This is a genomic window from Microbacterium hominis NBRC 15708, assembly GCF_001592125.1.
Classification (GTDB): domain Bacteria; phylum Actinomycetota; class Actinomycetes; order Actinomycetales; family Microbacteriaceae; genus Microbacterium; species Microbacterium hominis.
Map to the genome: position 1 here is coordinate 204,008 of NZ_BCWI01000001.1, position 21,036 is coordinate 225,043.

The 21,036-nt window shown below is 70.5% G+C and carries 19 protein-coding genes; 13 read left to right on the top strand and 6 right to left on the bottom strand.

From position 1 onward, the window contains the following. Positions 1 to 4: 4 nt before the first annotated feature. Genes MHO01S_RS00995 through tkt form a run of 3 tightly spaced genes read right to left on the bottom strand, consistent with a single transcriptional unit; the run spans position 5 to position 4,826 of the window. Positions 5 to 1,624, bottom strand: a complete 1,620-nt coding sequence (locus tag MHO01S_RS00995; RefSeq protein WP_061781720.1) for a glucose-6-phosphate isomerase — start codon at positions 1,622 to 1,624, stop codon at positions 5 to 7. Further along, a complete protein-coding gene (tal, locus tag MHO01S_RS01000) occupies positions 1,621 to 2,751 on the bottom strand; it encodes a transaldolase (RefSeq protein WP_060958698.1) in 1,131 nt (376 codons plus the stop codon). Before tal ends, MHO01S_RS00995 begins: the two co-directional genes overlap by 4 nt. Further along, complete coding sequence (gene tkt / locus MHO01S_RS01005) at positions 2,748 to 4,826, bottom strand: transketolase (protein ID WP_061781721.1); 2,079 nt, start codon at positions 4,824 to 4,826, stop codon at positions 2,748 to 2,750. The genes tal and tkt overlap by 4 nt, the downstream gene beginning before the upstream one ends. A gap of 261 nt (positions 4,827 to 5,087) precedes the next feature. Here tkt and MHO01S_RS01010 point away from each other — a divergent pair, with 261 nt between their 5' ends. Further along, a complete protein-coding gene (locus MHO01S_RS01010; RefSeq protein ID WP_060958696.1) occupies positions 5,088 to 6,014 on the top strand; it encodes a heme o synthase in 927 nt (308 codons plus the stop codon). A 103-nt stretch (positions 6,015 to 6,117) separates the two neighbouring features. Here MHO01S_RS01010 and MHO01S_RS01015 read toward each other — a convergent pair whose 3' ends face one another. Continuing rightward, positions 6,118 to 6,516, bottom strand: a complete 399-nt coding sequence (locus MHO01S_RS01015) for a hypothetical protein (RefSeq protein ID WP_060958695.1) — start codon at positions 6,514 to 6,516, stop codon at positions 6,118 to 6,120. A gap of 84 nt (positions 6,517 to 6,600) precedes the next feature. Next, positions 6,601 to 7,596 (bottom strand): COX15/CtaA family protein, encoded by a 996-nt coding sequence (locus tag MHO01S_RS01020; RefSeq protein WP_060958857.1) that lies wholly within the window; start codon positions 7,594 to 7,596, stop codon positions 6,601 to 6,603. A 291-nt stretch (positions 7,597 to 7,887) separates the two neighbouring features. Here MHO01S_RS01020 and sufB point away from each other — a divergent pair, with 291 nt between their 5' ends. From sufB to MHO01S_RS01075, 11 genes are read left to right on the top strand one after another with little or no spacing between them, the layout of a single operon-like run. Next, positions 7,888 to 9,306: a Fe-S cluster assembly protein SufB gene (gene sufB, locus MHO01S_RS01025; protein WP_060958694.1), complete on the top strand. Its 1,419-nt coding sequence runs from the start codon at positions 7,888 to 7,890 to the stop codon at positions 9,304 to 9,306. Further along, positions 9,306 to 10,526, top strand: a complete 1,221-nt coding sequence (gene sufD / locus MHO01S_RS01030; RefSeq protein ID WP_060958693.1) for a Fe-S cluster assembly protein SufD — start codon at positions 9,306 to 9,308, stop codon at positions 10,524 to 10,526. The genes sufB and sufD overlap by 1 nt, the downstream gene beginning before the upstream one ends. After that, on the top strand, positions 10,523 to 10,852 hold the full coding sequence (locus tag MHO01S_RS01035; protein WP_060958692.1) for a non-heme iron oxygenase ferredoxin subunit: 330 nt from the start codon (positions 10,523 to 10,525) through the stop codon (positions 10,850 to 10,852). The genes sufD and MHO01S_RS01035 overlap by 4 nt, the downstream gene beginning before the upstream one ends. A 14-nt stretch (positions 10,853 to 10,866) precedes the next feature. After that, the gene (gene sufC, locus MHO01S_RS01040) at positions 10,867 to 11,637 is read left to right on the top strand and encodes a Fe-S cluster assembly ATPase SufC (RefSeq protein ID WP_060958691.1); all 771 of its coding nucleotides are present in this window, start codon (positions 10,867 to 10,869) and stop codon (positions 11,635 to 11,637) included. Between the two features lie 10 nt (positions 11,638 to 11,647). Next, a complete protein-coding gene (locus MHO01S_RS01045) occupies positions 11,648 to 11,977 on the top strand; it encodes a metal-sulfur cluster assembly factor (RefSeq protein WP_060958690.1) in 330 nt (109 codons plus the stop codon). A gap of 58 nt (positions 11,978 to 12,035) precedes the next feature. Continuing rightward, positions 12,036 to 13,196, top strand: coding sequence for a MalY/PatB family protein (locus tag MHO01S_RS01050; protein ID WP_060958689.1), 1,161 nt, complete (start codon positions 12,036 to 12,038; stop codon positions 13,194 to 13,196). Between the two features lie 46 nt (positions 13,197 to 13,242). After that, positions 13,243 to 14,184 (top strand): siderophore-interacting protein, encoded by a 942-nt coding sequence (locus MHO01S_RS01055; RefSeq protein ID WP_060958688.1) that lies wholly within the window; start codon positions 13,243 to 13,245, stop codon positions 14,182 to 14,184. Further along, positions 14,181 to 15,194, top strand: a complete 1,014-nt coding sequence (locus MHO01S_RS01060; RefSeq protein ID WP_060958687.1) for a FecCD family ABC transporter permease — start codon at positions 14,181 to 14,183, stop codon at positions 15,192 to 15,194. The genes MHO01S_RS01055 and MHO01S_RS01060 overlap by 4 nt, the downstream gene beginning before the upstream one ends. Further along, entirely contained in the window at positions 15,191 to 16,207 is a 1,017-nt protein-coding gene (locus MHO01S_RS01065; protein WP_061781722.1) for a FecCD family ABC transporter permease, read from the top strand. The genes MHO01S_RS01060 and MHO01S_RS01065 overlap by 4 nt, the downstream gene beginning before the upstream one ends. Then, positions 16,204 to 17,049: an ABC transporter ATP-binding protein gene (locus MHO01S_RS01070; RefSeq protein WP_060958685.1), complete on the top strand. Its 846-nt coding sequence runs from the start codon at positions 16,204 to 16,206 to the stop codon at positions 17,047 to 17,049. The genes MHO01S_RS01065 and MHO01S_RS01070 overlap by 4 nt, the downstream gene beginning before the upstream one ends. Before the next feature lie 13 nt (positions 17,050 to 17,062). Next, positions 17,063 to 18,088 carry an ABC transporter substrate-binding protein gene (locus tag MHO01S_RS01075; protein ID WP_060958684.1) on the top strand — a complete coding sequence of 342 codons (1,026 nt, stop codon included), beginning with the start codon at positions 17,063 to 17,065 and terminating at the stop codon, positions 18,086 to 18,088. A 67-nt stretch (positions 18,089 to 18,155) separates the two neighbouring features. On the opposite strand, the gene MHO01S_RS01080 is transcribed toward MHO01S_RS01075, so the two are convergent. Further along, positions 18,156 to 18,788 carry a biotin transporter BioY gene (locus MHO01S_RS01080; protein WP_060958683.1) on the bottom strand — a complete coding sequence of 211 codons (633 nt, stop codon included), beginning with the start codon at positions 18,786 to 18,788 and terminating at the stop codon, positions 18,156 to 18,158. Positions 18,789 to 19,417: 629 nt separating this feature from the next. Here MHO01S_RS01080 and MHO01S_RS01085 point away from each other — a divergent pair. Continuing rightward, positions 19,418 to 21,016: an ABC-F family ATP-binding cassette domain-containing protein gene (locus MHO01S_RS01085; protein ID WP_060958682.1), complete on the top strand. Its 1,599-nt coding sequence runs from the start codon at positions 19,418 to 19,420 to the stop codon at positions 21,014 to 21,016. Positions 21,017 to 21,036 lie beyond the last annotated feature (20 nt).

Consider the following 21,036-nt stretch of genomic DNA (forward strand, 5'->3'; position numbering starts at 1 on the left):
GCGGCTACTGCGCGGCCTCGAACAGCGAAAGCACCTCGACCTGCGGGTCGGTCAGGGTGAGGGTGACCACCGGTCGTCCGTGCGCGACGAGCACGTCGGCGTCGCCGGCCGCCTGAGCGGCGATCAACTGACCGAACGTGAAGGGGCGGCCCGGTATTTCCAGATCCACCTCTCCGGCGCCGATGATCTGCAGGAACACGCCGTTCGCCGGCCCGCCCTTGTGATACTGACCCGTGGAGTGCAGGAACCGGGGACCCCAGCCGAAGGTCGTCGGACGCCCGCTGTCGGCGGCGATGAGCTCGCGGATGCCGGCGAGCTGCGGAACCGCGGTGCGGTCCGCGTACGCCTGGATCGCGACATAGCCGTCGGCGCCGAGCCGCGCCCACAGCGCGTCGAGGACGCCGGCGAGCGTGCCGGAGGCGGCGAGGGCGGGGTCGGACACGCGCACCTCGACGCCGTCGACGGTGAACGCGGGTGCGCCGATGTCGGGCCGCGTCTCGAGCAGACCGCGCGCGGCCGCCTTCGCCGACTCGACATCGGGCTGATCGAACGGATCGATGCCCAGCATGCGGCCCGCGATCGCGGTCGCGTACTCCCAGACGACGAACTGCGCGCCGAGCGAACCGCTGACGAGCACCTCGTCGGGGTGCTGCTCGATGAGGCGGAAGTGCACCGCGTCGTCGACGAGGCGCACGATCTGCAGATCGGCGGGCGTGCGGTCGACCTCGGGCGACACCGGCAGCAGGACGACCGGCAGGATGCCGGTTCCGTTCTTGCCGGTGGACTCGGCGACGAGCTGCTCGATCCAGTCGGGCAGACCCACGATGTGCGTGCCGTCGCTGACGAGCCCCATCTTGTCGCGGCGCGGATCGCCGCCGGCGATCGCCGCGGCGAGGGTGAGCGCCGGGTTGCGCGGGTCGTCGATGGCGACCTCGAGCAGGGTGGCCTCGGCCTCGTCGAGCAGTTCGGCGATGTCGGCGCCGGCCAGTCCCGACGGCACGAGGCCGAACGCGGTGAGGGCGGAGTACCGCCCGCCCACGTTCGGGTCGGCCGTGAACACGCGGTAGCCCGATGTGCGCGCGGACTGCTCGAGCGGGGAACCCGGGTCCGTGACGACGACGATCCGCGCGGCGGGGTCGATCCCGAGATCGGACCAGGCGGCCTCGAACGCGCGTCGCGCCGAGTCGGTCTCGATCGTGGAACCCGACTTGGAGGCCACGACCAGCACGGTCCGCTCCAGGCCGCCGCTCTCGGCATCGCCGTCGATCGCGGCGAGCACCTGGGCGGGATCGGTCGAATCGAGGATCACGAGGGGCACACCGGCCGTCCGCGTGATGACCTCGGGGGCCAGCGAGGATCCGCCCATCCCGGCGAGGACGATGCGCGTGAGCCCGCGGGCGACGAAGTCCTCCCGCAGGGCGGCGATCTCGGGCAGCAGCGGCCGCGAGACGCTCACGGCCTCGACCCAGCCGAGACGCACGGCGGCTTCGGCTGCGGCATCCGGACCCCAGAGATCGGGGTCCCCCGCGGTGATCCCGCTCGCGACCAGGCTGTCGACCAGACCCGGCAGCGTCTGCGCGACGACGTCCTTGACGTGTCCCGAGACGTGGATCTCGAAACTCACCGGCTGGTCTCCGGGGCCTCGGCCAGCGCCTCGGCGACCGTCTTCTTCAGGTCCTGCCACGAGGCGATGAACTTGGCGACGCCCTCGTCCTCGAGCGTCTGGGTGACATCGGTGATGTCGACGCCGAGGTCGGCCAGCTGCGCGAAGACGAGATGCGCGTCCTCGTAGGCGCCCGTGACGGTGTCGCCCGTGACGACGCCGTGGTCGAAGGTCGCCTCGAGGGTCTTCTCCGGCATCGTGTTGACGGTGCCCGGGGCCACGAGCTCCGTGACGTAGAGCGTGTCGGGCAGCGCCGGGTCCTTGACGCCCGTCGAGGCCCACAGCGGGCGCTGGACGGTGGCGCCGGCGGAGACCAGCTCCTGCGCGCGCGGCGCGGAGAACTTCTTCTCGAACAGCTCGTAGGCGAGGCGGGCGTTGGCCAGGCCGGCGCGGCTCTTGAGCGCCTCGGCGTCTTCGCTCTCGAACGCAGACAGGCGCTTGTCGACCTCGGTGTCCACGCGGGACACGAAGAAGGAGGCGACCGAGTGGATGCCGGACAGGTCGTGACCGTTCGCCGCGGCCTGCTCCAGGCCGGCCAGGTAGGCATCGATGACCTCTTCGTACCGCTCGAGCGAGAAGATCAGCGTCACGTTGACGGAGATGCCCTCGGCGATCACCGCGGTGATGGCGGGCAGGCCCGCCTTCGTCGCGGGGATCTTGATGAGCGCGTTGGGTCGATCGACCTTGGCCCAGAGCTTCTTGGCCTCCGCGATCGTGCCGTCGGTGTCGTGGGCGAGATCGGGGGAGACCTCGATCGACACGCGCCCGTCGACGCCGCCCGTGGCGTCGTAGACACCGCGGAAGATGTCGGCCGCGTCGCGGACGTCGGTCGTGGTCAGCTCGAAGATCGCGGTGTCCACGTCGGCTCCCGAGGAGGCGAGCGCGGCCAGCGGGGCGTCGTACGAGTCGTCGTCCTGGTTGCCGATGGCCGCCTGGAAGATCGAGGGGTTCGTCGTCACGCCGGAGACGTTGCGCGTGTCGATCAGCTGGGCGAGGTTGCCCGAGTCGATGCGCGTGCGGGAGAGGTCGTCGAGCCAGATGCTGACGCCGGCGTCGACGAGCTGCTGGGTCGGGGTCGGGGTGCTCATGCGTTCTCCTTGACGGTTGCGCGGGCCGCTTCCACGACCGCGTCGGCGGTGATGCCGAACTTCTCGAACAGGGTCTTGTAGTCGGCGGAGGCGCCGAAGTGGTCGATGCCGACCGTGCGGCCGGTGTCGCCGACGATGCTGCGCCACAGCGGCGTGGATCCGGCCTCGACGGACACGCGCGCCTTCACGGCGCTCGGCAGCACGGACTCGCGGTAGGCGGCATCCTGCTCGGCGAACCACTCCAGCGACGGAGCCGAGACGACGCGGGCGCGGATGCCGTCGGCGGCGAGCGTCTCGCGCGCCGCGACGGCCAGCTGCACCTCGGAACCGGTCGCGATGAGGATCACGTCGGGCTCGCCGCCCTCGGCGTCGATCAGCACGTAGGCGCCCTTGGCGACGCCGTCGGTCGTGGCGAAGCCCGCCTCGCCGCGCGGGAACACCGGGATGTTCTGTCGCGTCAGGGCGATGCCCACCGGACCGCCGCTGGTGCGGCGCACGATCTCGTGCCAGGCCGCGGACGTCTCATTGGCGTCAGCGGGGCGCACCACCGTGAAGTTCGGGATGAGGCGCAGCGTCGACAGCTGCTCGATCGGCTGGTGCGTCGGGCCGTCCTCGCCGAGGGCGACGGAGTCGTGGGTCCAGACGAAGATCGACGGGATGTCCATCAGCGCGGCCAGGCGCACCGGGGGGCGCATGTAGTCGCTGAAGATCAGGAACGTGCCGCCGAAGGGACGCGTGGGTCCGTGCAGCTTGATGCCGTTGACGATCGCGCCCATCGCGTGCTCGCGGATGCCGAAGTGCAGCACGCGGCCGTAGGGGTCGCCCGACCACTCGTGCGTGGACCACTCGGCGGGGATGAACGACTTCGCGTCCTTGATGGTCGTGAGGTTCGACTCCGCGAGGTCGGCGGAACCGCCCCACAGCTCGGGCAGCTGCGCCGCGAGGGCGTTGATGACCTGACCCGACGCCGCGCGGGTGGACACCTCCTTGCCCGACTCGAAGCTCGGCACCGAGAGGTCGGCGGGCAGCTCGCCCGCCTCGAGGCGGTCCAGCAGCGCCTTGCGCTCGGGGTTGGCGGCGGCCCAGGCGTCGAAGTCGGCCTGCCAGGCGGCGCGCGCCTCGGCGGCGCGGTCGCGCAGGGCGCGGGTGTGCGCGATGACGTCGTCGGCGACGACGAAGGACTTCTCGGGGTCGAAGCCCAGCACCTTCTTCGTCGCGGCGAGCTCGTCGGCGCCGAGGGCGGAGCCGTGGATCTTGCCCGTGTTCTGCTTGCCGGGCGACGGCCAGCCGATGATGGTCTTCAGGATGACGAGCGACGGCTTGTCGGTCTCGCCCTTGGCCGCCTCGATGGCGGCGTACAGCTCGGCGACGTCCTCGACGTACTCTCCGGTCTTCTTCCAGTCGACGGTCTGCACGTGCCAGCCGTAGGCCTCGTAGCGCGCCGCGACGTCCTCGGTGAAGGCGACGTTGGTGTCGTCCTCGATCGAGATCTGGTTGGAGTCGTAGATCGCGATCAGGTTGCCGAGGTTCTGGTGGCCGGCGAGGCTCGAGGCCTCGCTGGTCACGCCCTCCTGCAGGTCGCCGTCGCCGGCGATCACGTACACGAAGTGGTCGAAGGGGCTCGTGCCCGCTGCGGCCTCGGGGTCGAACAGGCCGCGCTCGTAGCGGGCCGCGTAGGCGAAGCCGACGGCGGAGGACAGGCCTTGCCCGAGCGGGCCGGTCGTGATCTCCACGCCCTTCGTGTGTCCGTACTCGGGGTGGCCCGGGGTCAGCGATCCCCACGTGCGCAGCGCCTCGAGGTCGGAGAGCTCGAGGCCGAAGCCGCCGAGGTAGAGCTGCACGTACTGCGTGAGCGAGGAGTGACCGGCGGAGAGGATGAAGCGGTCCCTGCCCAGCCAGTGGGTGTCGGAGGGATCGTGGCGCAGGACGCGCTGATAGAGCAGGTACGCGGCCGGCGCAAGGCTCATCGCCGTGCCGGGGTGGCCGTTGCCCACCTTCTCGACCGCATCCGCGGCCAGCACGCGAGCGGTGTCCACCGCGCGCCGATCGATCTCATCCCAAGCCAGTTCCGACACGTGGTGCCCTTTCGAAAAGAGGGGGAGTGCGTCCGACACTCGAACCGGCCTCGGCGACGTCGGTCGCACCCTGCCGGCGCTCGGCGACGCCTGTGATTTCAGCTTAGCGAAGAGGCATGGGCCCGAAGCCCCGTATGTCATCCGTGACAATCCCGACCTGACCTCCTTGTTCAACATAGTGAATCATGTCCAGTGGAGTGGATGCAAGGGTGGGGAGAGCGTGACCTAGACTGGGTTCTGCCGAGAAAGGGGATCCGGGGCATGGTGCAGTCGAGCGTGTCCGCCGTGAGCGACCCCATCGCGCGGCAGGCCGTCGGTCGGAAGATCCGCGCCTACGTCACGCTCACGAAGCCTCGCGTGCTCGAGCTGCTGCTCGTGACGACCGTGCCGGTCATGATCCTCGCCCAGGGCGGGATGCCGGACCTCTGGCTCGTCCTCGCCACCGTCGTCGGCGGCGCGATGAGCGCGGGGTCGGCGGCGACCTTCAACATGTACCTGGATCGCGACATCGACGCCCACATGCGACGCACCGAGAACCGACCGCTCGTCACCGGTGAGGTGTCTCCGCGCGGAGCGCTGATCTTCGCCTGGACGCTGGCCGTCGCCTCCACGGTGTGGCTGCTGGTCACGACGAACGCGCTCGCGGCCGCGCTCAGCGCCGTCGCCATCTTCTTCTACGTGGTGATCTACACGATCCTGCTCAAGCGGCGCACCGAGCAGAACATCGTCTGGGGCGGGATCGCGGGCTGCTTCCCGGTGCTCATCGGATGGTCGGCCGTCACGGGCTCGCTGACCTGGACGCCCTTCATCCTCTTCCTGCTGGTGTTCCTGTGGACGCCTCCGCACTACTGGCCGCTCTCGATGAAGTACAAGGGCGACTACCAGGAGGCGGACGTGCCGATGCTGGGCGCGACCCGCGACGGCCTCCAGGTGGGCCTGCAGGTCATTCTCTATGCCTGGGCGACGGTGGCCTCCTCGCTGCTGCTCATCCCCGTCGCGGGGATGGGACTCGTCTACACGGCGTCCGCGCTCGTGTTCGGCGGCTGGTTCATCGTCGAGTCCCACGTGCTGTACAACCGTGCCGTCCGGGGCGAGCAGATCCGTCCGATGCGCGTCTTCCACGCGTCGATCACGTATCTCACGCTGCTGTTCGTAGCGATCGCGATCGATCCGCTGCTGCCGTTCTGATCCCCGAGGGCGCGGGCGGCGCCGGCACGTGTGCGTGCACACGCGAGAAGGCGCCGGCCCCCGTGGGGTACCGGCGCCTTCTCGATGACGCGGTGCGGGCGGATCAGACCGCGGGGCGGTCGGTACCGGCGTCGACGGTCTCGACGGGCGCGGACGCGACCGTCTCCGTCGCGGGGACGGACTCGACGACCTCGACGACCTCGATCTCCTCGGCGGCGACGACGGGCTCGATCTCGGTGCGACGCACGAGAGCGCCCAGCGTGCCGAGCGTGAGGGCCAGCGCGAGTCCGATGAGTCCGGCACCGATGAGGATCGCGCCGAGCACGGCCCAGATCTGACCGGCGTAGACCTCGACGCCGGTCGCGGTGCCGTCGGTGAGGGTGTTCGCCATGATCGTGAGCTTGTCGACGAGCAGGTACACGCCGCCGCCGATGGCGACGACCGAACCGCCCACGAGCACCCAGAACGGGATGCTGCGGTTCACACGGGCGGTGTTGGGCATGGGAAAGCTCCTTCTGTCACGTCACCGCACGCGCGGCGACAGATCGACTATCTGCGAACCACCAGGGGAGGAGTGATGCGCGGGCTATGAGGTCGCTGTGGACCGCACGCCGTCAGCCAGCATGGCACGGGGAGCCTTCAGGTGCAGCACCACGGCCGTCATCGCCGCCACGAGGCAGACGGCGAGCACCATGTGGATGTTGACCAGCACGATCGGCAGACCCGTGCGGGCCTGCCAGAGCCCGATCGCGATCTGCACGAGCTCCACGCCCAGCAGCAGCCCCGTCCACAGCGGCAGGCGCAGGGCGCCCGGCATCCGGAAGGACCAGGCGAAGAGCACGATCGTCAGGGCGAACAGGGTGTAGGCGGGCCAGCTGTGCACGTGCTGCCAGAAGATCGGGTCCAGACCGTTGCGGGCGGCCGCGTCGTCGCCCGCGTGCGGTCCCGAGCCGGTCAAGAGGATGCCGATCACGACCGTGATCAGCACGACCGCGCTGGTGACGTGGGTGAGGATCGCGTAGCCCCGGGCGACTGCGCGCTCCCGCGGCCCGGGTGTCGCGTACACGCGGACCACGTACGCGGCCGCGATCGCCACCAGGGCCGCCGACAGCAGGTAGTGCAGGCCCACGATGCTCGGGTGCAGGTGCAGCCACACGGTGATGCCGCCGATGACGGCCTGCAGGATGATGCCGATGCCGATGGCGAGCGTGAGGCGGGGCAGCTCGGGACGGGTGCGCCACAGGCGCACGACGGAGAGGAAGGCGAGGAGGGCCACGATCACCAGCACGCCGGTGAGGGTGCGGTTGCCGAACTCGATGAGGCCGTGGATGCCGAGCTCCTGGGTCGGCACCAGCGACTCGGGGGTGCAGTACGGCCACGTCTCGCATCCCATCCCCGAGCCGGTGAGCCGCACGAGGCCACCGGTGCCGACGATGACGACGTTGCTGACGAGGACGAGCCAGGCCAGGACACGGGTGCTGCGTCCGACACGCGCGGGAAGGCGCGAGGCCAGCGAGCGGCCGGAGCCCGAACCGCTCGCGGTCGTCGGGGCGTCAGGAGCGGAGGTCTGCGGTGCGGACATGGTGGGGTCGCCTCCCGGATGCGTGCCCGAACGGGCGCCGGCCACGCCCGTGTCGGGGTGTTGCCTGTAGACTGAAGGGGTGGGAACAGCGGCGCGCGAAGCGCGTCACGCCCCCTACAGTCTAGGCGCGCGAGGTGCGGGCCCCGACGCAGACCACGTCGGAGAAAACGACACGAAAACGGCCCTGAAAGCGGCATCCGACCTTCGCCCACGACACTCCGATCGTGAGACAGGCGCAGGCGCAGGAATGCCGGAGCGGATGACACCGCCGGGCACGAAGGAGGCAAACCCATGTCGGATGTGCTCATCGACCGCCCCGAACTCGAGGGGCTCGGCGTCTACGAGTTCGGCTGGCACGACACCGACGCCGCGGGCGCCGTCGCGCAGCGCGGCATCAACGAGGACGTGGTCCGGGGGATCTCGGCCCTCAAGGACGAGCCGGAGTGGATGCTGAAGACCCGTCTGAAGGGGTATCAGCTCTTCGGCCGCAAACCGATGCCCACCTGGGGCGCCGACCTGTCGGACATCGACTTCGACAACATCAAGTACTTCGTGCGCTCCACCGAGAAGCAGGCGCAGTCCTGGGAAGACCTCCCCGCGGAGATCCGTGAGACGTACGAGAAGCTCGGCATCCCCGAGGCGGAGCGCCAGCGACTGGTCGCCGGCGTCGCCGCGCAGTACGAGTCCGAGGTCGTGTACCACCAGATCCGTGAGGACCTCGAGGCCCAGGGCGTCATCTTCATGGACACCGACACGGCCCTGCGCGAGCACCCGGAGTTCTTCCAGGAGTACTTCGGCACCGTGATCCCCGCCGGCGACAACAAGTTCGCCGCCCTCAACACGGCCGTCTGGTCGGGGGGATCGTTCGTGTACGTGCCGAAGGGCGTGCACGTGGAGATCCCGCTGCAGGCGTACTTCCGCATCAACACCGAGAACATGGGCCAGTTCGAGCGGACGCTCATCATCGCCGACGAGGACAGCTACGTCCACTACATCGAAGGCTGCACCGCGCCGATCTACAAGAGCGACTCGCTGCACTCGGCGGTCGTCGAGATCATCGTGAAGAAGAATGCGCGCGTTCGCTACACCACGATCCAGAACTGGTCGAACAACGTCTACAACCTCGTCACCAAGCGGGCCATCGCCCACGAGGGCGCGACGATGGAGTGGATCGACGGCAACATCGGCTCCAAGGTGACGATGAAGTATCCGTCGATCTACCTCATGGGCGAGCACGCCAAGGGCGAGACCCTGTCGGTCGCCTTCGCGGGCCCCGGTCAGCACCAGGACGCCGGCGCCAAGATGATCCACATGGCGCCGTACACGCAGTCCTCGATCGTGTCGAAGTCGATCGCGCGCGGCGGCGGCCGCGCCGGCTACCGCGGCGAGGTGCGGGTGTCGCCGGAGGCACACCACTCCGCCAACACCGTGCGCTGCGACGCGCTCCTGGTCGACACGATCTCCCGCTCCGACACGTACCCCGCCATCGACATCCGCGTGGACGACGTCCAGCTCGGTCACGAGGCGACCGTGTCGAAGGTGAGCGAGGAGCAGCTGTTCTACCTGATGAGCCGCGGCATGCCCGAGGACGAGGCGATGGCGATGATCGTGCGCGGGTTCATCGAGCCGATCGCGCGTGAGCTGCCCATGGAGTACGCCCTCGAGCTGAACAAGCTCATCGAGATGGGCATGGAAGGATCCGTCGGCTGATGACGACAGTGACGCAGACCCCCGCCGATGCGAGCACCCGGGCGGAGGGTCACATCGACCCTGCGGCCTCGCTGGTCTCCAAGGTGGTGCCGGTGCAGACCCGGTCGGAGCGGCCGACCTCGTTCGACCCCGCCGACTTCGGCATGCCGACGGGACGCGAGGTGAACTGGAAGCACACGCCGGTGGCCCTCCTCGGCGACCTGCTGCGCGACGAGCCCGCCCCGCACGACGTCATCGGCGTCGAGGTGAGCGCGCCCGACGCCGTCCACCAGTCGCGTCTCGCGATCGGTGAGGCTCCGCGCGGCGAGGTGTTCCGTCCCGAGGATCGCGTGAGCGCGATCGCCTGGACGCAGGAGGCCGACGCGCCTCTCATCCGCATCCCCGCGGGCGTCGAGCTCGACGAGCCGGTGCTCGTGCGACTCACCGGCCGCGGCGGCGTCGCCCACGCGCACGTCGTCATCGAAGCGCAGGCCCAGTCGCGCGCCACCGTCGTGCTGCGTCACGAGGGCAGCGCCCAGCAGGCCCAGAACGTCGAGATCATCGTCCGCGACGGCGCCGCGCTGACCGTCGTGTCCGTGCAGCGCTGGGACGACGATGCGATCCATCTCGCGTCGCACCAGGCGCGCGTCGACCGCGACGCCACGCTCACGCACGTCGTGGTGAGCCTCGGCGGACGCGTGGTCCGCGTGAACCCCTCGGTCGAGCTCGCGGGTGCGGGCGCCGAGGGCAAGCTGTACGGCCTCGCGTTCTCCGACGCGGGCCAGCACCTCGAGAGCCAGGTCTACCTGCACCACAAGGGCGCGCAGACCGTGGGCGACGTGCTGTACAAGGGTGCACTGCAGGGCGAGTCCGCGCGCAGCGTCTGGATCGGCGACGTGCTCATCGGGCCGGATGCCGTGGGCACCGACTCCTACGAGGCGAACCGCAACCTCGTGCTCACCGACGGGGCGCGCGCCGACTCGATCCCGAACCTCGAGATCGAGACGGGCGACATCCGCGGCGCCGGTCACGCGAGCGCCACCGGGCGGTTCGACGACGAGCAGCTGTTCTACCTGCAGGCCCGCGGCATCGCCGAGGAGGAGGCGCGGCGTCTGGTCGTGCTCGGCTTCCTCGCCGAGATCGTCCAGAAGATCGACGTCGCCGACCTGCAGGACGAGCTGATCGCCGCCATCGAGGACGAGCTCGCCCTCGCGTCGGACGCCGAGGGAGCGGCCGAGTGACCGCGCAGAAAGTGCTGAACCTGAGCGACCTCGAGCAGGACACGGCCGTGCGCGTCGAGATCGACGGTGTGCCGATGGCGGTCGTCCTCGACTCCAACGGCGAGGTGCACGCCATCGGCGACACCTGCACGCACGGCGACATCTCGCTGTCGGACGGCTTCGTCGAGGGCGACACGCTCGAGTGCTGGGCCCACGGCTCGGCGTTCTCGCTGCGCACCGGCCGGCCCCTGAACCTCCCGGCCTACGAGCCGGTGCCCGTCTATGCGGTCACGATCGACGGGGACGACGTCCTCATCGATCCCACCGTCCTCAAAGAAGTGAACTGAAGAAGGTAATTGACATGGCTGTTCTCGAGATCCGCGACCTCCACGTGACGGTCGAGACCGACGCGGGCCAGACCCCGATCCTCAACGGCGTCGACCTCACCGTCCGCACCGGCGAGACCCACGCGATCATGGGCCCCAACGGCTCGGGCAAGTCGACGCTGGCGTACACGATCGCCGGGCACCCGAAGTACACCGTCACGCAGGGCACGATCACCCTCGACGGCGAAGACGTCCTCGCGATGTCGGTCGACGAGCGCGCGCGTGCCGGCCTCTTCCTGGCGATGCAGTACCCGGTCGAGATCCCGGGCGTCACCGTCACGAACTTCCTGCGCACCGCCAAGACCGCGATCGACGGCGAGGCCCCGGCGATCCGCACGTGGACCAAGGACGTCAAGGCGGCCATGAAGAACCTCCGCATGGACCCGAAGTTCGCGGCGCGCAACGTCAACGAGGGCTTCTCGGGCGGCGAGAAGAAGCGTCACGAGATCCTCCAGCTCGAGCTGCTCAAGCCCGCCATCGCGGTGCTCGACGAGACCGACTCGGGCCTCGACGTCGACGCGCTCAAGATCGTCTCGGAGGGCGTGAACCGCGCCAAGGAGGCGACCGACCTGGGCGTTCTGCTGATCACGCACTACACCCGCATCCTCCGCTACATCACGCCGGACTACGTGCACGTGCTCGTCAAGGGCCGCGTCGCGGAGGAGGGCGGCCCCGAGCTCGCCGAGCGTCTCGAGGAGGAGGGCTACGACCGCTACCTCGAGCCCTCCGACGTCGTCGAGGCCTAGGATCGAAGGCATGACCGCGACGCTCAACCCCGAGAAGTACGACGAGGTCACCGAGGCCCTCAAGGACGTGATGGATCCCGAGCTCGGGATCAACGTCGTCGACCTCGGACTCATCTACGACCTCAGCTGGGACGAGGAGAACGACGCGCTCGTCATCCACATGACGCTGACCTCGGCCGGCTGCCCGCTCACCGACGTGCTCGAGGAGCAGACCGCGCAGGCCCTGGACGAGGTCGTCGAACGGTTCCGCATCAACTGGGTGTGGATGCCGCCGTGGGGCCCCGAGCGGATCACGGACGACGGCCGCGACATGATGCGGGCCCTCGGCTTCGCGATCTGAGCGTCATGTCGTGACGTCGGGCACCGGCCGCGGCGCCGCGCCTCGATAGGCTCGACGGGTGAGCACCCTTCCCCTCGAGGCCCTGCCGTTGGAGACGTTGCGACGCCGGTCCAGCACGAAATGGCGCACCTTCGGCGCCGATGTGCTGCCGCTCTTCGTCGCGGAGACGGACTTCCCGCTCGCCGCCCCGATCACGCGGGCCCTGGCGACGGCCGTGGAACTCGGCGACACCGGGTACACGCCGCCCGACCTCGGTCTGCGCGACGCGTTCGCGGCGTTCGCGCGGCGGCGGTTCGGCTGGGACGTGGACCCCGCCCGCGTGCGCTCCACCGGCGACGTCATGATGGGCGTGGTCGAGATCATCCGCGCCGTCACGTCTCCGGACGATGCGGTGGTGATCACGCCGCCGGTCTACCCGCCGTTCGCGATGTGCGTCGAAGAGGCCGGATGCCGCGTCGAGGCGGTGCCGCTGACCGACACGGGGGCCGGGTGGGAGCTCGACCTCGACGGGATCGAGGCGGCCCTCGCCGCCGGTGCCCGCGCCGTGCTGCTGTGCAACCCGCACAATCCGACGGGGACCGTTCACCGCGCCGCCGACCTCGCGGCGCTCGCGGAGGTCGTCGCCCGTCACGACGCCGTGGTGATCAGCGACGAGATCCACGCGCCGCTGACCTACGACGAGGTGCCCTACACGCCGTTCCTCGCCGCGTCGGAGACGGCGGCGGCGGTCGGCTACACGGTCACGAGCTCGTCCAAGGCGTTCAACCTCGCCGGCCTCAAGTGCGCACTGATGATCACGGCGGACGCGCGGACCGCGGCCGTGGTCGCCGGCCTGCCCGCCGAGGTCGAGTGGCGCACGGGCCTGTTCGGCGCGATCGCGAGCATCGCCGCGTTCGACGCGGCATCCGACGGCTGGCTGGACGGCCTGCGCACGCGGCTGGACCTCAACCGCCGCCTTCTCGCCGACCTGCTGGCCCAGCAGCTGCCGGCCGCGCGCTACCGGGTGCCGGAGGCGGGATACCTCGCGTGGGTCGATCTCGGCGCCTACGGGTGGGGCGAGGATCCCGCGGCGCGCATCTTGGCGGAGGCGCGAGTCGCGCTCCATCACGGCCCGCAGTTCGGGCGCCAGGGGGACGGGTGGGTGCGCATCAACTTCGGCTGCGCGCCCGAGGTGCTCACCGCCGCCGTCGAGCGGATCGGTGCCCTGACGACGCGCTGACCCGGGCCGGTGTGACAACGCCGGAAGGTAAGGCTACCCTTAGAGGGTGTCTGCCGCCCCGACCGCCGTCCGCCCTGCGTACCGCCCGTATTCCGTCCGCGTGCAGGCCGTCCGCAGACTCGCCCCGCACTACGTGCGCGTGACGTTCACGAGTCCGCAGCTGGAATGGTTCGGCACCGCCGGACTCGACCAGCGCATCAAGATCGTGCTGCCGCTCCCCGGCATCCCGGGTGGTTTCGCCGACCTGGGCCAGGACGAGGAGGCGGGGGACTGGTACGACCGGTGGCGCGCGCTGCCCGCCGATCAGCGCAATCCGTTCCGTACCTACACCGTGCGCCGGGTGGATGCCGCGGCGCGGGAGCTGGACGTCGACTTCGTCATCCACCACGATGCCGGCCCGGCCGGGGCCTGGGCGGACGGCGCTCGCATCGGCGACGAGCTGATCATCGTCGGTCCGGACGAGCGCAGTCCCCAGTCACGGGTCGGCATCGACTGGCACCCCGGATCGGCGCGCCGGCTCCTTCTCGCCGGCGACGAGACCGCGGCGCCGGCCATCTGCGGCATCCTGGAGTCGCTCGACCCGCGCTGCGAGGTCGACGCGTTCATCGAGGTGCCCACGGCGGAGGACGCCCTGCGCCCCGCGCTGCCCGCGACCTCCGCGACGCGGCTGAGCTGGATCGCCCGCGGCGATCGCGCCCACGGTCTCGCGCTCATCGATGCGATCATGACCTGGACCGCCGCGCACGGCGACGTGCTGGCGCGCGCCGCCTCGCCGCGGCCGCAGGTGCTCGACGACATCGATGTGGATCGCGATCTGCTCTGGGACAGCCCGGAAGACGGCGACGGCGAGTTCTACTCCTGGATCGCGGGCGAGGCGGGCACGGTCAAGACGCTGCGCCGGCTGCTCGTCTCCGGCTGCGGCGTCGACCGCAAGCGGGTCGCCTTCATGGGCTACTGGCGCCTCGGCCAGGCCGAGCGCGTCGAATGACCGCGCCGCGACGACCGCGACGCACCCTCGTCGTCGCGGTGATCGGTGCCGCCCTGCTGGCCGTGCTCGTGATCCTCTCATTGACGGTGGGCGCCCGTCCGATCGCGCCTGCCGCGGTGTGGCAGGCCCTCGTCGGGGGAGGCACCGCCGACGCCGATCAGGTCGTGGTCCTCACGCAGCGGGTCCCGCGCACGATCATCGGCGTCTGCGCCGGCGCCGCGCTGGCGCTCGCGGGCACCGTGATGCAGGGGCTCACCCGCAACCCCTTCGCCGACCCCGGTCTGCTCGGCATCAACGCCGGGGCCTCGGTCGCGGTCCTCGGTGCGATCACGCTGTTCGGGCTGTCGCGTCCGGACGGGTTCGTCTGGTTCGCGTTCGTCGGGGCCGCTCTGGCCGCCCTGGTGGTCACCGCGATCGGCGGCCGCGGGCCGGATGCGTCGAGTCCGGCGAGGCTCGCGCTGACCGGCGCCGCCGTCACGGCCGGACTCACCGCCGTGACCTTCCTCATCCTCAACACGAACGTCTACGCGCTCGACGTCTACCGCTACTGGTCGGTGGGTGGTCTGACCGCCCGCGGGCTCGACGCCGTGCTCCTGGTCCTCCCGGCGATCCTGGTCGGGGCCGTCCTCGCCCTCGCTGCGGCGCGCGGCCTCGACCTCATCGCTCTCGGCCCGGAAGCGGCGGCGGGCCTCGGACACGACGTCACCCGCAGCCGTGCCCTCGGCATCCTGGCGACCGTGCTGCTGTGCGGGGGAGCGACCGCCATCGCCGGTCCGATCGTGTTCCTCGGGCTGCTCGTCCCGCATGCGCTGCGCCCGCTCGTCGGCGGCAGCTACGGCCGCCTGCTCGCCCTCGCGATCCCGTACGGCGCGGCCATCCTGCTCCTGGCCGACATCGTCGGACGCGTCGTCGCGCTGCCGGGCGAGGTGCAAGCCGGCATCGTGGTGGCCGTCATCGGCGCTCCGCTGCTCATCGCACTCGTCCTCCAGCCCCGCCGGAGCGCCCTGTGAGCGCGTCGCTCGCCGTGCGCCGCACCGTCGCCCGACGGCGGATGCGGGTCGTCGGTGTCCTCGCGCTCGTCGCGGTCGTCGTCATCGCCGTCGCCCTGTCGGTGGGCGACTACCCGCTGGCCCCCGACCGGCTGTGGCAGACGCTGACCGGCTCCGGAACGCGCATCGAGCAGTACGTCGTGTTCCAGGTGCGCGCGCCGCGCGCCGCCATGGCGGTCGTCGCCGGCGCGGCGCTCGGGGTCGCGGGGGCCCTCCTGCAGACCTACCTCGGCAATCCGCTCGCCAGCCCTGACCTGCTCGGCATCTCCGGCGGCAGCGGCGTGGCCGCGGTCACCGCGATCCTCGTCTTCGGCACCACCGGTCCCGTGCTGGTCGCGTTCGCGTTCGCGGGCGGGATCGCGGTCGCCGCGCTCCTCCTCGTCGCGGGACGCACCCTCCGCGACGGAGGATTCCGCCTGATCCTGGCCGGTATCGGCATCTCGTTCCTCTCGGCCGCCCTCATCAACCTGATGATGGTGCGCGCGAAGGTCGAGGAGGCGCGGCTCGCCCTGCTGTGGCTGACCGGCACCCTGGCCTCCACGCCCTGGTGGCAGGTGGCGACGGTGGGCGCCATCCTGATCCTGCTCGTCCCCGCGCTCGTGGTCGCGGGCCGGTGGCTTCCGATCACGCAGCTCGGACACGAGACCGCGAACGGCCTCGGCGTCCCCAGCGGGGCCGTCCGCATCGTCGTGGTGGCTGCAGCGGTGCTGCTGACGGCCGCGACCTCCGCCTTCGTCGGTCCGATCTCGTTCATCGCGCTGTGCGCCCCGGCGATCGCGCGCGCCCTGTTGCGTCACGGCGCGGTCGGCTTGGTCACCAGCGGTGTGGTCGGCGCCGTGCTGCTGCTGGCGGCGGACCTCGTCGCGCAGTTCGCGATCCCCGGCATGTCGCTCCCCGTCGGCATCGTGACCGGTGCGGTCGGCGCCCTCTTCCTCCTCTGGCTCCTCGCCACCTCGAAAGGACGGCAGCTGTGATCCCGGCATCCGCCTCTCCCCGCCTCGCCGCTCGCGGCCTCGCCGCCGGATACCCCGGTCGGCGCGTGATCGACGGCCTCGACCTCGAGATCGCTCCCGGTCGGATCACGATGATCATCGGGGCGAACGCGTCGGGCAAGTCGACCCTCCTGGGAACCCTGGCCCGTCTCCACACGCCGCTCGCCGGTCGGGTCGAGGTGGACGACGTCGACGTGCGCTCCGTGCCTCGTCGCCGGTTCGCGCAGACGGTCGGACTCCTTCCGCAGCATCCGACCGCTCCGGACGGTGTGACGGTGTCGGAGCTCGTCGGTCGCGGACGCCACCCGCATCGCGGACTGCTCGCGCGGTGGAGCGCCGAGGACTCCGCCCGCGTCGACGAGGCGATGGCGTGGACGGGGGTGACCGACCTCGCGGCGCGACCCGTCGGAGACCTCTCCGGCGGTCAGCGCCAGCGTGTGTGGATCGCGATGGCGCTCGCGCAGGACCCCCGCATCCTCCTCCTGGACGAGCCGACCACGTTCCTCGACCTCAGCCACCAGCTCGACGTGCTCGACCTGCTGCGCGAGCTCAACCGCAGCCGCGGCACGACCGTCCTGGCCGTCCTGCACGATCTCAACCTCGCCGCACGCTACGCCGACGAGCTCGTCGTGATGCACGACGGCGCGGTGGTCGCGCACGGCACCCCCGCGGACGTGCTGACCGCGGAGGTCGTGCAGACCGCCTTCGGCCTGCGCGCGCTCGTGATGCCCGACCCGCTCACCGCCACCCCGCTCATCATCCCCGTCCCCGCGGCCTCCGGCGCACCCGTCGCCGCGGATGCCGCACCGTCAGAACGTCCCTGAGAGAGGAACCCCCATGATAAGACTGCGCACGGCCCTCGGCCTTGCCACGATCGTCACCGCGACAGCGCTCCTGCTGTCGGGCTGCGCCGCCGGAACGGCGAGCGCTCCGACAGACTCCGCCGCCGCGACCGACGGATTCCCCGTCACCATCGACTCCGCGCTGGGATCCACGACGATCGAGAAGAAGCCGGAACGCATCGCGACGTGGGGATGGGGTGCCACCGACGCGGTGCTCGCCCTCGGCATCCAGCCGGTCGCGATCCCGGCGGACACCTACTCCGGCGGCGACGACAAGATGCCGCCGTGGATCGCCGAGGCCGTCGACAAGCTCGGCGGCACCAAGCCCGAGATCCTCGACGCGAGCGCGAACGAGATCCCGGTCGAGGCGCTCCTGAAGACGAACCCCGACGTCCTGCTCGCCCCGTACTCCGGGCTCACGCAGAAGGAGTACGACGCCGTGACGGCCGCCGGCATCCCCGTCGTCGCCTATCCGGACGCGCCGTGGACCACCCCCTGGCGCGATGTCGTCACGATCACGGGCAAGGCCCTCGGGATGAGCACCGAGGCGAGCGCGCTGCTGGCGAGCCTCGATGCCCAGGTCGCGGATGCCGCGGCGGCCCACCCCGAGTTCGCGGGCACGACCATCGCCTACGTGGACGACGACGTCGACACGTTCTACCTCTATCTGCCCTCCGACCCGCGAGTGGAGATCCTCGAGGACCTCGGCTTCGTCTCGCCGCCCAACGTGTCGGCTCTCGACACGGGCGAGGGCACGTTCTACACGACCGTGAGCCAGGAGAACCTCGACAAGATCGACTCCCAGGTGCTGTTCACCCAGGCCGAGGACCAGGCCACTCTCGACGAGTTCCTCGGCTCGTCGCGGGCGTCGCTCATTCCGGCGGTGCAGAAGGGCGCCGTCGCGGCGATGGTGGGCGCGGAGAACGTCGCAGCTGTGTCGCCGACCGCGCTGACCCTGCCCTGGGCGCTGCCGACGCTGACCGAGAAGCTCGCCGCGGCCGTCGCCACGGCCAAGGGCTGAGCTCGTCGCCTGAAAGAGAGGAAGGCCCCGACCAGCATGGTCGGGGCCTTCCTCGTTCGCGCGGGTGTCAGCGTCGCGCGTTGCGCTCGATCGCTCGCACGCCGGCCCAGGCGGCGGGGATCAGGAGGGCGGCGAGCGCGGCTTTGACGATGCCGCCGACGATGAACGGCGTGACGCCGGCCGCAAGGATCTCCTGCACGCCGAGGTCCATCCCGAGCACCGTGTTCAGGATGAACGCCATGTACGGCACGCCGAACAGGAAGGGGACGATGCTGGCGGCGACGAAGCCGACGAAAGCGAGCACGGGCTTGCGGTCCCACGCGCGCTCGGCGAACCAGCCCGCGACGTAGGCGGCGAACACGAAGCCGATGATGAAGCCGAAGCTCGGCTTGGCGACGGCGGCGATCGTCCCCGTGAAGCCGGCGAAGACGGGGAGGCCGGCCAGTCCCGCCACCAGGTAGGTCGCGAGGGCGGCGGCGCCGCGGCGTGCGCCCAGTGCGGCGCCGACGACGACCACGGCGAGGGTCTGACCGGTGATCGGCACGGGCCAGAGCGGAACCTCGACCTGCGCCAGGATCGCGACGAAGGCCGCGCCGGCGAGCACGAGGGCGGCGTCGAGGGCGACGACGCGCGCGCGATCGGTCGGGCGTGCGATGAGGTCGGCGAGGACGGGGCGGCGGCCGGCGGCGGCGAGGGACATGCGGTCTCCTTCGAGAGGCGGACGGGTCACGGCTCAGCCTAGGGCGTCACCATCACCGGCACCTGGCCGACATCGATGGAAGAGGCGCGGTTTCGTTGTCGCTGAGGGACAACAGCAGGCGAGCCGAGTCAGCCACCACCGCCGGCGGGAGGAATCTCCACCAACCGGAACCATCGTCCGGCCGGAGCGAGCCGGGCCCACACGGGGAGGAAGTGCGGGTCGGTGACGTGTCCGTCGAACGTGACGAGATCGATGCCGCGACCCGCGAGGACGTCCAGCGAGCGTCGGACGCTCGCTTCGACCAGCCTCTCGCCGTCCGACGCGGCCCGGGACGTCGTCTCCGCGGTGAGGATCGCCGCCTACGGGCCGTCCGTCGATCTCCAGCACTGCCGAGCGCGCGTGTGCGTCGCGCCAGCGATCGGCGCGGAAAGGGATCGTGCCGAGGAAGGGCAGCGACAGGTCGTCATCGGCGAACGGGCGCACACGCATGCGATCGAGTCTGGCACCGTACCGGCTCGTCGGAGACGGGATGGAGACACCGCCGGGCGGACCGTACCCGTCGCGACGGTAGACTGGGAGGCTGGCCCGCCTCCGGGTCGCTCTCCCTCACTGAAGAATGGACGTCTGCTGTGCTGGCCGTGCACGATCTCGAGATCCGCGTGGGCGCTCGAACGCTCATGTCGGAGGTGTCGTTCCGCGTGTCGGACGGCGACAAGATCGGTCTGGTCGGTCGCAACGGCGCCGGCAAGACGACGCTGACGAAGGTGCTCGCGGGCGACCTCCTCCCGGCCGACGGCAGCGTCGAACGCTCCGGCGAGCTCGGCTACCTGCCTCAGGACCCGCGCTCCGGCGACCCCGAGATGCTCGCGCGTACCCGCATTCTGGACGCCCGCGGTCTCGGGACGCTCGCCCTGCAGATGCAGGAGTCGTCCCTGCAGATGGGGGATGCCGATGAGAAGGTAGCCGCCAAGGCGATGCGTCGCTACGGCAACCTCATGGAGCGCTTCGAAGCTCTGGGTGGCTACGCGGCCGAGTCCGAGGCGGCATCCATCGCCCACAACCTGTCGCTTCCCGACCGCATCCTCGACCAGCCGCTCAAGACGCTGTCCGGCGGTCAGCGCCGCCGCATCGAGCTCGCCCGCATCCTGTTCTCCGACGCGCAGACGATGATCCTCGACGAGCCCACCAACCACCTCGACGCCGACAGCGTCGTGTGGCTGCGCGAGTTCCTCAAGAACTACAAGGGCGGCCTGATCGTCATCAGCCACGACGTCGAGCTCGTGGGGGAGACGGTCAACCGCGTCTTCTACCTCGACGCCATGCGCCAGGTCATCGATGTCTACAACATGAACTGGAAGAACTACCTGCGCCAGCGGGTGGCCGACGAGGAGCGCCGCAAGAAGGAGCGCGCCAACATCGAGAAGAAGGCCACGGCGCTGCAGCTGCAGGCCGCGCGCTTCGGTGCGAAGGCGTCGAAGGCCGCCGCGGCGCACCAGATGGTCGCCCGTGCGGAGAAGATGCTGTCCGGCCTCGAGGAGGCCCGCCAGGAGGACCGCGTCGCGAAGCTGCGCTTCCCGAAGCCCGCGCCCTGCGGCAAGACGCCGCTCATGGCGAAGAACCTGTCGAAGTCGTACGGCTCGCTGGAGATCTTCACTGATGTCGACCTCGCGATCGACCGCGGATCCAAGGTGGTGGTGCTGGGGCTGAACGGTGCCGGCAAGACCACCCTGCTGCGCATCCTCGCCGGCGTCGACAAGGCGGACACGGGTGTCATCGAACCGGGCCACGGCTTGAAGATCGGGTACTACGCGCAGGAGCACGAGAACCTCGACGTCGACCGCTCCGTGCTGGACAACATGATGTCCGCCGCGCCCGACATCAACGCGACCGAGGCCCGCAAGGTGCTGGGATCGTTCCTGTTCACGGGAGACGACGTGCTCAAGCCCGCCGGAGTCCTCTCCGGTGGAGAGAAGACGCGGCTGTCGCTGGCGACGCTCGTGGTCTCCTCCGCGAACATGCTGCTGCTCGACGAGCCGACGAACAACCTCGATCCCGCCTCACGCGAGGAGATCCTCGGTGCGCTGGCGCATTACGAGGGCGCCGTGGTGCTGGTCTCGCACGACGAGGGTGCGGTGCAGGCGCTCAACCCCGAGCGCGTCCTCATCCTCCCCGACGGTGTCGAGGACATCTGGGGCCGCGACTACGTCGACCTGATCACCCTCGCCTGACGCCAGCCGCGCGCGGGACG

Coding starts and splice junctions, on each gene's coding strand:
- tal (WP_060958698.1), bottom strand. CDS start 2,751: ATGAGCACCCCGACCCCGACCCAGCAGCTCGTCGACGCCGGCGTCAGC.
- sufD (WP_060958693.1), top strand. CDS start 9,306: ATGACGACAGTGACGCAGACCCCCGCCGATGCGAGCACCCGGGCGGAG.
- MHO01S_RS01045 (WP_060958690.1), top strand. CDS start 11,648: ATGACCGCGACGCTCAACCCCGAGAAGTACGACGAGGTCACCGAGGCC.
- MHO01S_RS01015 (WP_060958695.1), bottom strand. CDS start 6,516: ATGCCCAACACCGCCCGTGTGAACCGCAGCATCCCGTTCTGGGTGCTC.
- MHO01S_RS01010 (WP_060958696.1), top strand. CDS start 5,088: ATGGTGCAGTCGAGCGTGTCCGCCGTGAGCGACCCCATCGCGCGGCAG.
- MHO01S_RS01080 (WP_060958683.1), bottom strand. CDS start 18,788: ATGTCCCTCGCCGCCGCCGGCCGCCGCCCCGTCCTCGCCGACCTCATC.
- MHO01S_RS01075 (WP_060958684.1), top strand. CDS start 17,063: ATGATAAGACTGCGCACGGCCCTCGGCCTTGCCACGATCGTCACCGCG.
- sufB (WP_060958694.1), top strand. CDS start 7,888: ATGTCGGATGTGCTCATCGACCGCCCCGAACTCGAGGGGCTCGGCGTC.
- MHO01S_RS01060 (WP_060958687.1), top strand. CDS start 14,181: ATGACCGCGCCGCGACGACCGCGACGCACCCTCGTCGTCGCGGTGATC.
- MHO01S_RS01020 (WP_060958857.1), bottom strand. CDS start 7,596: ATGTCCGCACCGCAGACCTCCGCTCCTGACGCCCCGACGACCGCGAGC.
- sufC (WP_060958691.1), top strand. CDS start 10,867: ATGGCTGTTCTCGAGATCCGCGACCTCCACGTGACGGTCGAGACCGAC.